At 66.7% G+C, this 10,717-nt stretch carries 11 protein-coding genes; 7 read left to right on the forward strand and 4 right to left on the reverse strand.

The features are described from left to right. The 3 genes from WA965_RS29810 to WA965_RS29820 form a co-directional block, all read left to right on the forward strand. Positions 1–384 (forward strand): dihydroxyacetone kinase family protein (locus tag WA965_RS29810; RefSeq protein ID WP_526448318.1); only part of this gene is annotated, 384 nt, incomplete at its 5' end. 25 nt (positions 385–409) lie between these two features. Further along, positions 410–868, forward strand: coding sequence for a ribose-5-phosphate isomerase (locus WA965_RS29815; protein ID WP_526302821.1), 459 nt, complete (start codon positions 410–412; stop codon positions 866–868). Then, the gene (locus WA965_RS29820) at positions 861–1,652 is read left to right on the forward strand and encodes a triose-phosphate isomerase (RefSeq protein ID WP_526302822.1); all 792 of its coding nucleotides are present in this window, start codon (positions 861–863) and stop codon (positions 1,650–1,652) included. Before WA965_RS29815 ends, WA965_RS29820 begins: the two co-directional genes overlap by 8 nt. A 24-nt stretch (positions 1,653–1,676) precedes the next feature. On the opposite strand, the gene WA965_RS29825 is transcribed toward WA965_RS29820, so the two are convergent. Then, positions 1,677–2,339 (reverse strand): GntR family transcriptional regulator, encoded by a 663-nt coding sequence (locus WA965_RS29825; RefSeq protein WP_526302823.1) that lies wholly within the window; start codon positions 2,337–2,339, stop codon positions 1,677–1,679. A gap of 159 nt (positions 2,340–2,498) precedes the next feature. Between WA965_RS29825 and WA965_RS29830 the strand changes: the two genes are divergently transcribed. The 3 genes from WA965_RS29830 to madM are packed head-to-tail and all read left to right on the forward strand — an operon-like array spanning position 2,499 to position 6,524. After that, entirely contained in the window at positions 2,499–5,330 is a 2,832-nt protein-coding gene (locus WA965_RS29830) for an acyl-CoA synthetase (protein ID WP_526302824.1), read from the forward strand. Between the two features lie 26 nt (positions 5,331–5,356). Continuing rightward, positions 5,357–5,758: a malonate transporter subunit MadL gene (gene madL, locus WA965_RS29835; protein WP_526302825.1), complete on the forward strand. Its 402-nt coding sequence runs from the start codon at positions 5,357–5,359 to the stop codon at positions 5,756–5,758. 1 nt (position 5,759) lies between these two features. After that, a complete protein-coding gene (gene madM / locus WA965_RS29840) occupies positions 5,760–6,524 on the forward strand; it encodes a malonate transporter subunit MadM (protein ID WP_526302826.1) in 765 nt (254 codons plus the stop codon). A 2-nt stretch (positions 6,525–6,526) separates the two neighbouring features. On the opposite strand, the gene WA965_RS29845 is transcribed toward madM, so the two are convergent. Then, a complete protein-coding gene (locus tag WA965_RS29845) occupies positions 6,527–8,158 on the reverse strand; it encodes a SulP family inorganic anion transporter (RefSeq protein ID WP_526302827.1) in 1,632 nt (543 codons plus the stop codon). After that, positions 8,155–8,529, reverse strand: coding sequence for an ArsR/SmtB family transcription factor (locus WA965_RS29850; RefSeq protein WP_526302828.1), 375 nt, complete (start codon positions 8,527–8,529; stop codon positions 8,155–8,157). The genes WA965_RS29845 and WA965_RS29850 overlap by 4 nt, the downstream gene beginning before the upstream one ends. Before the next feature lie 110 nt (positions 8,530–8,639). Between WA965_RS29850 and WA965_RS29855 the strand changes: the two genes are divergently transcribed. Then, complete coding sequence (locus WA965_RS29855; protein WP_526302829.1) at positions 8,640–9,644, forward strand: PHP domain-containing protein; 1,005 nt, start codon at positions 8,640–8,642, stop codon at positions 9,642–9,644. A gap of 1 nt (position 9,645) precedes the next feature. On the opposite strand, the gene WA965_RS29860 is transcribed toward WA965_RS29855, so the two are convergent. After that, on the reverse strand, positions 9,646–10,717 hold a 1,072-nt coding region (locus WA965_RS29860; RefSeq protein ID WP_526448319.1), incomplete at its 5' end, for a Y-family DNA polymerase.

Below are 10,717 nucleotides of genomic sequence, written 5' to 3' on the forward strand. Positions count from 1 at the left end.
GCCCTCTGGGGGGCGGCGCTGACCAGCGCCGGCGGTGTCTTCTCCGACACCGAGAACGGCAACGACCAGAACGTCGTCGACGCGGTCACCGCGGGGATCGACGCCATCATGCGTCTGGGCGGCGCAAAGCCGGGTGACAAGACCATGGTCGACGCCGCCGTGCCGTTCCGCGACGCCCTGGCGGACGCCTTCGGCACCGAGGCCGGACCGGCCATCACCACCGCCGCCGGCGTGGCCCGCGACGCGGCCGACAAGACAGCGGACATCACGGCGCGGTTGGGCCGCGCGCGGGTACTCGGAGACAAGAGTGTCGGCACCCCGGACCCTGGCGCTCTGTCGTTCTCGCTGCTGATGGCAGCCCTCGGCGAGCACCTGACCCGCTGAACCGGACCCCTGGAAGGAGCAAACCATGGCACTGAGGATCGTGGTCGGCGGCGACAACGCCGGATTCACCTACAAAGAGGCGCTGCGCAAAGACCTCGAGGCCGACGACCGGGTGGAGGTGGTGGCCGACGTCGGTGTCGGCGACCCCCAGGACGACACGTCCTACCCCAACGTGGCTGTCGCTGCCGCCGAGAAGATCGCCAACGGCGACGCCGACCGTGCGCTGCTGATCTGCGGAACCGGCCTGGGCGTTGCGATCTCCGCGAACAAGGTCAAGGGGATCCGCGCCGTGACCGCGCACGACATCTACTCGGTGCAGCGTTCGGTGCTGTCGAACAACGCGCAGGTGCTGTGCATGGGGGAGCGGGTGGTGGGGCTGGAGCTGGCACGCGTCCTGGTCAAGGAATGGCTCAGGGTGGAATTCGATCCGCAGTCGTCCTCTGCGGCCAAGGTTGATGCCATCATCGCCTACGAGAGTGACTGACCACGGGGCGACCGGTGCGACCCCGTTGTGGGTGGGCACCAGCTGGAAGATGAACAAGGGACTCGCCGAGTCCCGCAGCTACGTCCGGGCGCTGTCCGATCGGGTCGGCCGGAGTGGCCTTCCAGGTGTCCAGCCTTTTGTCATCCCGTCGTTCACCGCGCTCGCCGCCGCGCGCGACGAGTTGGGGGCCGACTCGCCGGTTCTGCTCGGTGCGCAGAACGCGCACTGGGAGGACGCGGGAGCGTGGACCGGTGAGGTGTCCGTCGCCCAGGTCAAGGACGCCGGCGCCCAGCTCGTCGAGATCGGCCATTCCGAGCGTCGCGAGCACTTCGGCGAAACCGTGGAAACCACCCGGTTCAAAGTCGCCGCCGTTCTGGCCCACGGGCTCGTCCCACTGCTGTGCATCGGAGAGAGTGCCGAGGTCAAACGCGCCGGCGAATCGTCGCGGTTCATCCTGGAGCAGGCGGCCGGTGCGCTCGAGGGTCTCACGGCGGAGCAGTTGGGTCGGGTCCTGATCGCCTATGAGCCCATCTGGGCGATCGGAGAGCGCGGCCGCCCTGCCACAGTTGACGAGCTGCGGGAGCCCTTCGCCGAACTGGGGCGCGAATACGGTGGCCGCATAACGGGATTGCTCTACGGCGGCTCGGTCAATCTCGACAACGCCGAGGAACTGCTGGGCATCGACCACGTCGGCGGGCTGTTCGTCGGTCGGGCCGCGTGGCAGGTATCCGGCTACCTGAGGCTGCTCGAGATCGCCGCAGCGCACCCGAGGGCGACCGGCTGAGCTCAGCGGGCCGGATCTTCGCCGTCAGCTGGCCGACAGTTGACGCCATGTGCGCACCAGGTGACTGAACTCCTTGACCTGGACCAGCACGTGGTCGCGGGCAGCGTTCTCGGCCGCCCCGGCGTCGCCTCGGGTGATGGCGTCGGCGATCTCGCGATGTTCGGCCAGTGACCGGCGCATGCGATCGGGCACGCGCAGCTGCAGCCGTCGATACGGCTGCAGGACCCGCTTGAGTGCGTGCGCCTGCTGTCGCAGGTATTCATTACCGCAGGAGTCGTAGACGATGCCGTGAAACCACGCGTTGGCGTAGTAGTACTGGTCGGCGTCACCGCTGATCGCGTGGCGCTCACAATCCGCCAGGGCGCGTTCGAGTTCGGCGAGTGGCTCGCCGTCGATGCGGCTGGCAGACAGCCGCGCAGCCATGCCCTCCAGTTCTGCCATGACTTCGAAGCGTTCCGCGACCTCCGAGATGCTCAACTCGGTGACGTAGGTGCCCTGTTTGGGCCGTATCTGAACCAATCCGGACCGTTCCAGCGCCTGTAGGGCTTCGCGGATCGGGGTGCGGGAGCACCCGAACTCCTTCTCCAGCAGGGAGGGGTCCAGGCGTTCGCCGGGCCGGTAGTCGCCATTGATGACCGCGTTCTCCAGCGCGTCGCGGATCCGCTGAGATTCCGGCACTCGGGCCATTGTCACACCTCCTCCGCGCAGATTATCTGATCCCGGGGGTAGCGCAGCTCACATCTATCCGATACGGTCGCTGTTATATATATCACTGAGGTGGATGTATATGAAGCAGGCCACGTTCGAGCCCTGTCCGAGCGGGAGCTGCTGGAAAGGACCACCCTCATGCGACACGATCACGGTTCCGCGCCGACCGATACGTCGGTCGACGCAACGCCGCTGGAGCATCTGATCGCCGGCTGCAGAATCCTGATGAGCGATATCGGCGAGGCCTCGATGCGTGCGGTCGCGGCCGGGGCCCTGGACTCCTACTCCCAGCTTGACGACAGCGGCAAGCTGCGCTTCTTCACCCACCTCGACGCCGCCTACGACGTTGACGCCGAACAGGTTCGAACCGCCTTCCATCGGTGGGAGGACGTCCGGAACGCCGGGTCGCGGGGTGGCGAGGAACTGAACCGGCTGTTCGCGGTCGTCGAACCGGCCCGCCAGCAACTGCTCCGCCGCCTCAATCACGCCCCCGGCGGCACGCTCACGCTGGTCGGGATGCGCGCCGACCTGCGTCGACTGATGCGGTGTCATCCTGAGCTGCGGCCGATCGACCACGACTTCCACCACCTGCTCACGTCCTGGTTCAACCGTGGCTTTCTCCGGATGGCGGAGGTCACCTGGGACTCGCCGCATGAGCTTCTACGGCATCTGCTGCGCTACGAGACGGTGCATCCGATGGCGAGCGAAGCCGAACTGCGGCGACGCCTGGTGCCCGCGGATCGCCGTGTCTACGCCTTTTTTCACCCCGCCACCGGCGACGTACCGCTGATCTTCGTCGAGGTCGCCCTGACGCGCGGGATACCGGAACGCATCGCTCCGCTGCTCGACCCGGGTCCGGTACTCGACAAGTCGCGATCGGACACGGCGGTGCTCTACTCGATCAACAACGCCCTCGACGGATTGGCCGGCGTCTCGTTCGGCAGCTTGCTCATCAAGCAGGTCATCGAGCAGGTGAGCCACCAGCTACCGCACCTGCGGACTTTCGTCACACTCTCGCCGATCCCCGAGTTCCGGCGCTGGCTCGCGCGGCTGGCGGAGCGCGACGCCGAAGCTCGTTTGATCGTGAAAACACTTGAGGCTGTTGTTGATCCGGCAGACCTCGAGGCGGCGGTTGCCGATCAGATCCGATCCGGGCTGCTTGCCCTGCTGGCCCGATACATCGCAGACGAGCGAGGCGACGACGACCGCCCCGTGGATCCGGTCGCCCGTTTTCACCTCGGTAACGGCGCCACCGCCTGGCGACTCAACTGGCCGGCGAACACCTCGCCGGAAGCCTGGCGGCAGTCCTACGGGTCGATGATCAACTACCGCTACGAACCCGAGCAGCTCGAGCGTCGCCACGAGGACTTCGTGCGCCGGCGCCGGGTGGCTGTCAGCGGCCCATTCGAACGCATCCACCGAACAGGTAAAACGAAAGGAACGCCGGCGATGGCACCCTTCAGGACAATCCACAGGTCCTTCACCGAGCAGACGCAGCGGCAGCCCGACAAGTCGCTCTTCGACCTGCCCGGCGGTCGCACCGTGAGCTACGCCGAGACCGCGGACACCGCGCGCCGGATCGCTGCCAGGCTGGTTGCCGATGGCGTGGTGCCGGGGGACCGAGTCGCCATGCAGGTGCCAAAATCGCCCGAAGCCATCGCGCTCTACCTGGCGACACTGCAGATCGGTGGAGTCTTCCTGCCGCTCAACACCGCCTACACCGACACGGAGATGCGGTATTTCCTCGGCGACGCGCAGCCCCGGGTGCTCGTGTGCGCACCCGATCGGCAAGGTGACTATGCCGGATATCAGGATGGACTCGTCGTCGAGACCCTCGGCGAGTCCGGGGACGGCACGCTGCTGCGCGGTGAGGACCGCCATGACGGGATCTACGACGCCGACTCCGCCGATCCGGCGGCCATTCTCTATACCTCGGGCACCACCGGGCGCTCCAAGGGGGCGGTGCTCACCCACGGCAATCTCGCCGCCAATTGTGAAGCGCTGCTGGAGGCGTGGCAGTACACGGCAGACGACCGATTGATCCACGCCTTGCCGATATTCCACATTCACGGACTCTTCGTCGCAGTGAACATGACGCTGGTGGCCGGTGCATCCATGTACTACCTGTCCAAGTTCGACGCCGAGGCGATCATCGACCTGCTGCCGCAGTCCACGGTGTTGATGGGCGTGCCCACGTTCTACACCCGGCTGTTGAAGAGTGACCGGCTCACACCGGAACTCTGCTCGGCGATGAGGCTTTTCGTCTCGGGGTCGGCGCCGCTACTGGCCAGCGACCACGAGGCGTTCGCGGACCGCACCGGCCACGCGATCTTGGAGCGGTACGGCATGACCGAGACCGGAATGAACACCAGCAACCCGTACAAAGACGGACGGCGCAAGCCCGGAACTGTTGGAAAGCCACTGTCCGGCACGGAGATTCGAGTGGTCGACCGCGAGACCGGACACTCTCTGCCGGACGGCGAGGTCGGCATCGTCGAGGTTCGCGGAACCAACGTGTTCACCGGCTACTGGCAGATGCCGGAGAAGACCGCCTCGGAGTTCCGGTCGGACGGCTTCTTCATCACCGGCGACCTGGGCCGTATCGACGAGGACAGCTATCTGTGCATCGTCGGTCGAGACAAAGACCTGGTGATCTCCGGGGGATACAACATCTACCCCAAAGAGATCGAGGAGTTGCTCGACAGCCACCCCAAGGTGTTGGAGTCCGCCGTGATCGGCGTGCCCCACCCGGAGTTCGGCGAAACCGTGGTGGCGGTTGTCGTGCCCAGATCGGGCGAGCAGCCCCGGGACCGCGAGTTGCTGGACTATCTGGCCGGCGATCTCGCGCGGTTCAAACAGCCACGCGCGGTTCGTGTGGTGGACGCACTGCCCCGCAATGTCATGGGCAAGGTGCAGAAGGCTGAACTCCGCAAGCGCTACGCCGATCTGTTCGACGGCGTGGACGCCTGAATCCCTACTCAACTCAGGAGCAAATGATGGTTCTCTACGGAGTGGCGGCGCTGGCGCTCTGCATGCTCGTCGGCACGCTGATCGGCGAACTTCTCGGCGTCGCGCTGGGTGTGGACGCCAACGTCGGCGGCGTAGGTTTCGCGATGATCATGCTGATCGTCGCCACCGACTGGTTGCGCCGAAAAGGCAAATTTCCCAAAGCAAGTGAACAGGGCGTGCTCTTCTGGAGTGCGATGTACATCCCGATCGTGATCGCGATGGCCTCCATCCAGAACGTGGCGAAGGCGATCACCGGCGGTCCGATGGCGCTCCTGGCGGGCCTCGGAGCCCTGACCGCGGGAGCCGCGCTGGTTCCGGTGCTGTCACGGATCGGAGAACCTGCCGAACCGCTGCCGCCGATGACCGAAGAAGAAATGCAGGAGGCCTGAGATGGATCTGCTCAACTCCGTTTTCGACAAGAACAATCTCCTGGTGGCCTTCGTCGTGGTCGGCGCTTTGGTGCTGCTCTCGGGCTGGCTGTCAAAGACCTTGACCCGCGGCAGGCTGCACGGCTCGGCGATCGCGATCATTCTCGGTCTGGCACTGGCCTATTGGGGCGGTGTGGTCACCGGCGGCGAAGATGGGCTGGCCGATGTCGCCATGTTCTCCGGACTGGCGTTGATGGGCGGGGCGATGCTGCGCGATCTCGCGATCGTGTCGACCGCCTACGGTGTTGATCTGCAGGAGATCAGGCGCTCGGGCCTGGCCGGTGCGCTGTCGATCCTGTTGGGCGTGGTGGTGTCGTTCATCGTCGGGGCGTCCGTCGCGGCTGCCTTCGGCTACCGGGATGCGGAATCGCTGGCGACCATCGGTGCCGGCGCTGCCACCTACATCGTGGGGCCGGTGACCGGAACCGCAGTGGGGGCGTCCTCCGAGGTGATCGCCCTGTCCGTGGCGGCCGGTCTGGTGAAGTCCGTGGTCGTGATGGTGGGGACACCGATGATCGCCCGCCTGATCGGTCTGAACAACCCGAAATCGGCGATGGCCTACGGCGGCTTGATGGGCACCACCTCCGGCGTGGCAGGCGGCCTCGCGGCCACCGACAAACGTCTGGTGCCCTACGGAGCCATGACCGCCACCTTCTACACCGGGATCGGCTGCCTGCTGGGACCGTCGGTGTTCTATGTGGCGCTGAGGGCCATCGTCGGCGGCTGAGCTCAGCGGGCCGGCGAGCTCACGTGCGTGCGGGCGTGTTCGATCGCTTCGTCGAGGGTGTCCACGAGGTGGTGCTGGTGACGCAACGAGTCGAAGACACCGACATTCGTCAACAGCGCCGTGTGTTCGGGGCGGACACCTTTGATGATGACCGTGATGCCGCGGCCTTCGAGTTCGGTGCAGATCTGGGCCAGGGTGTTCGCTCCGGTGGCGTCGAGCATGCCCAGCTGTGACATCCGGATGATGACCACCGACGTCCGCTGGTGTTCGGCGTCCGCGATGGCGGTCGAGATGCGTTCGGCCACCCCGAAGAACATGGCGCCGTCGAGGCGCAGCAGCATGATCTCGTCGTCGCCGGGACGGCGGGGGCCGGGCAGCACCTCTCGGACGACGCTGCTTCTTCGGGCCACACTGCGCAGTGCGAAGAACGCAGCGACGAGGACACCGATCTCGACGGCCTCGATCAGGTCGAACCACACCGTGACGAAAGCCGTCAGGATGAACAACACGGCGTCAGAGCGGGTGGAACGCAGGATCTTTCGAATGGTTGATCCAGAGATCATCCGGAACGACGTCACCATCAGTACCCCAGCCAGCGCGGCGAGCGGGATCGCCGATACCGGTCCGGTAGCCAGGTAGACCACACCGAGCAGAACCGCCGAGTGTGTGATCGCCGAAAGCCGGGTGCGGGCACCGGATCTGACGTTGACAGCCGTGCGGGCGATCGCACCGGTCGCGGGCATCCCGCCGAACACCCCGGATGCGACAGAGGCGAGCCCCTGCCCCACCAGTTCCCGGTCGGGGTCGTAGGGTCCGGTCGGCGCCATCGTCGCGGCCACCCGCGCCGAGAGCAGGGATTCGATTGCCGCCAACGCGGCGATGGCCAGTGCCGCACCGACGACGTCGCGCAGCGCGCCGAGGTCGGCGTGCGGGAGCACCGGGGCGGGCAGATGCGACGGCAGTTGGCCGATGGTGGCGATCGGTATGTCCAGCCCGACGACCAGCACGGTGACCGCGACGACCGCCGCCAGTGATTCCGGGATGGACCGGTGCAGATGTGGCAGCAGGATCATCAGCAGTGCGACCAACGCGACTGCGCCGAGAGTGATTGCCGCCTGGGCCCAGTCGGCGCTGGTGAGGATCCGCCACGCCGCTGCCAGCGTCCGCTCGCCAGGTGGGCTCGTGGTGGCGAACGCCGCGGGAACCTGCTGCAGGAAGATGATGGCCGCGATGCCAAGCGTGAATCCCTCGATCACCGGCCAGGGGATGAACGTCACCGCCCGGCCGAGTCCGGTGACACCGGCGGCCAGCACGATCAGTCCGGCCAGCACGGTGACCACGGCGATGCTTCCGACGCCGTGCAGCAGGACGATCGGTGCCAGCACCACGGCCATTGCCCCGGTCGGGCCCGACACCTGGACATGCGAGCCGCCGAACACCGCGGCGACGAGGCCGGCGACCACCGCGGTGATGAGGCCGGCGGCGGCGCCGACCCCCGAACTGATGCCGAAGGCGAGGGCGAGGGGGAGTGCGACGACGCCGACGGTGACCCCGGCCAGGACGTCGCGTCGCCACGACCGGGAGAGGTGCGAGTAGTCGAGGCGGCTGGGCAGCAGGCGGGCGACGTTGCTCATCGAGGTTGCACTGGGGGTAGCGATCTGAGTGCCTTGAGCTGATCACGTTGTGCGCCGAGGGTATCGGCGAGGAAAACGCGTGCGATGACGAGCAACTCGGAGATCTTGGGATGTGCCAACCGGTAGAAGACCGCGTTGCCCACTCGGTCGCTGGTGACGACGTGGTGGCGCTTGAGCACTGCAAGGTGCTGGGAGAGCAGGGTGGGTTCGATGTCGGTCTGGGCCAGGATCTCGCTGACCGGCGTCGGCCGTCCACTGGCGGACAGGATCTCCAGGACGCGGATCCGGGCGGGATGGGCCAGCGCCTTGAAGAGGTTGGCCTTGATCTCGTACAGCGGTCTGTCCGGGGCGTCGGGGACTCGGTCCGGCATGGACGGCCTCTCGGATTGATGGATTGAATGATTACTCAATCCACTGTATCCGCTGATGCCTTCGTTCGGTGGGAGTGTGGCGAGGCCGACCTTGTGGGCACACTGGAGCCATGGACCCGGTGACCGCGCTGCGCCAGATCGCCTACTACAAGGACCGCGCGCGCGAAGACTCCCGCCGGGTGATGGCCTACCGCAACGCCGCCGACGTCGTCGAAGCGCTCACCGACCAGCAGCGGGAGAAGCACGGGGCCGCCAACAGTTGGCAATCGCTACCGAAGATCGGACCGAAGACCGCAAAAGTGATCGCGCAGGCGTGGGACGGTCGTGAACCCGACGCGCTCACAGAACTGCGCGAAGCCGCCGAAGATCTCGGCGGCGGCGAGATCCGCGCCGCACTGCGCGGCGATCTGCACGTCCACTCGAACTGGTCGGATGGCTCGGCGCCGATCGAAGAGATGATGATGGCGGCACGCGATCTCGGCCATGAGTACTGCGCGCTCACCGACCACTCGCCACGACTCAGAATCGCCAACGGCTTGTCACCGGAGCGACTGCGCCAGCAACTCGACGTCATCGACGAAATACGCGAAAAAGTCGCTCCGATGCGGATTCTCACCGGGATCGAGGTCGACATCCTCGAGGACGGTTCACTGGATCAGGAGCCCGAACTGCTCGACCGCCTCGACGTCGTCGTCGCCAGCGTGCACTCCAAACTCGCGATGGAGGCGCCCGCAATGACCCGACGGATGCTCAAGGCCGTGACCAATCCCCACACCGATGTGCTCGGCCACTGCACCGGCAGGCTCGTCACCGGCGGCCGCGGCCAGCGTCCCGAATCGAAGTTCGACGCCGAGAAGGTCTTCACCGCCTGCCGGGACAGCAACACCGCCGTCGAGATCAACTCCCGTCCAGAACGCCGCGATCCGCCGACGCGCCTGCTCGACCTCGCGATCGACATCGGCTGTGTGTTCTCCATCGACACCGATTCGCACGCGCCCGGTCAGTTGGAGTTTCTCGGCTACGGTGCGCAACGCGCGCTGGATGCCGGGTTGGCCGCCGACCGGATCGTCAACACCTGGCCTGCCGGCAAGCTCCTCGATTGGACCGACGCCTGAGTCAGTCGGGCAGCATCGGCATCTCCAGACCGGGATCGCGACCCACGAGCACCCCGCGGGTCAGTGCCCCGTTGCCGTAGCGGCCCCGCACCCGGTCGATCGCGGCGTCGATGGTCACTGTGTCGACTGCTTTAACGAATGGCAGCTCCAGTTGTTGGGCGCCGTCGCGGTCGATGTTGCACACGGCGAAGCCGACCAACGTCAGCCCGCGCTCGGCGATCAGGGGCGCCGCGGCCGCGACCAGAGCCCGCGCCGCGCACAGGATCGCATCGGTCGAGGCCGTCGCGCGCGGCATCGTGTGTGAGCGCGTCACCCTGCCGAAGTCGTCGAAGCGCAACCGCAGCACCACGGTGCGACCGGATCGACCGGCCTTGCGCATCCGTCGGGTGATCCGGTCGATCAGGTTGACGACGACGGCGTCGACGTCGGCCGGTGACATGGTATTTCCCGCCCGTCCGAGCGCCCGCTGCGCACCCACCGACCGGCGGCGATGACCCGTCACGACCCGGCGGTGATCGATGTTGCGGGACAACGCAAAAAGCTGCCTTCCCATCGCCCCGCCGACCATGGAATTCAGCATCGGTTCGCTGAGCTCTGCCACGTCGGCGACGGTCTGGATGCCGTGCGCGTGAAGTTTGTCGGCGGTCTTCGCCCCGACCCCCCACAGCCGGCGCACCGGTAACGGGTGCAGAAAGGCCAACTCGCGGTCCGGCGGCACCAGCAGAAGCCCGTCGGGTTTGCCTTCCTGGCTCGCGACTTTGGCGAGGAACTTGGTGCGGGCGATGCCGACGGTGATCGGCAACCCGACCCGGTCGCGGACCTGTTCGCGAAGCCGGGCGCCGATCTGGACCGGGGTGCCCGCCACCCGGCGTAACCCGGAGACATCGAGGAACGCCTCGTCGACCGACAGCGGTTCGACGACCGGCGTGGTGTCGTGGAACACCTCGAACACCGCAGTGCTGGCCTGCGAGTACGCCGCCATCCGCGGTGGGACCACCACGGCGTGGGGGCACAGCGCCCGGGCCTGGCGCCCGCCCATCGCGGTGCGCACCCCGTAGGCCTTCGCCTCATAG

It is taken from the genome of Mycobacterium sp., assembly GCF_049683935.1.
In the GTDB taxonomy this organism is placed as follows: Bacteria; Actinomycetota; Actinomycetes; order Mycobacteriales; family Mycobacteriaceae; genus Mycobacterium.

Coding starts and splice junctions, on each gene's coding strand:
- WA965_RS29850 (WP_526302828.1), bottom strand. CDS start 8,529: ATGCCGGACCGAGTCCCCGACGCCCCGGACAGACCGCTGTACGAGATC.
- WA965_RS29825 (WP_526302823.1), bottom strand. CDS start 2,339: ATGGCCCGAGTGCCGGAATCTCAGCGGATCCGCGACGCGCTGGAGAAC.
- WA965_RS29855 (WP_526302829.1), top strand. CDS start 8,640: ATGGACCCGGTGACCGCGCTGCGCCAGATCGCCTACTACAAGGACCGC.
- madL (WP_526302825.1), top strand. CDS start 5,357: ATGGTTCTCTACGGAGTGGCGGCGCTGGCGCTCTGCATGCTCGTCGGC.
- WA965_RS29815 (WP_526302821.1), top strand. CDS start 410: ATGGCACTGAGGATCGTGGTCGGCGGCGACAACGCCGGATTCACCTAC.
- madM (WP_526302826.1), top strand. CDS start 5,760: ATGGATCTGCTCAACTCCGTTTTCGACAAGAACAATCTCCTGGTGGCC.
- WA965_RS29845 (WP_526302827.1), bottom strand. CDS start 8,158: ATGAGCAACGTCGCCCGCCTGCTGCCCAGCCGCCTCGACTACTCGCAC.
- WA965_RS29830 (WP_526302824.1), top strand. CDS start 2,499: ATGCGACACGATCACGGTTCCGCGCCGACCGATACGTCGGTCGACGCA.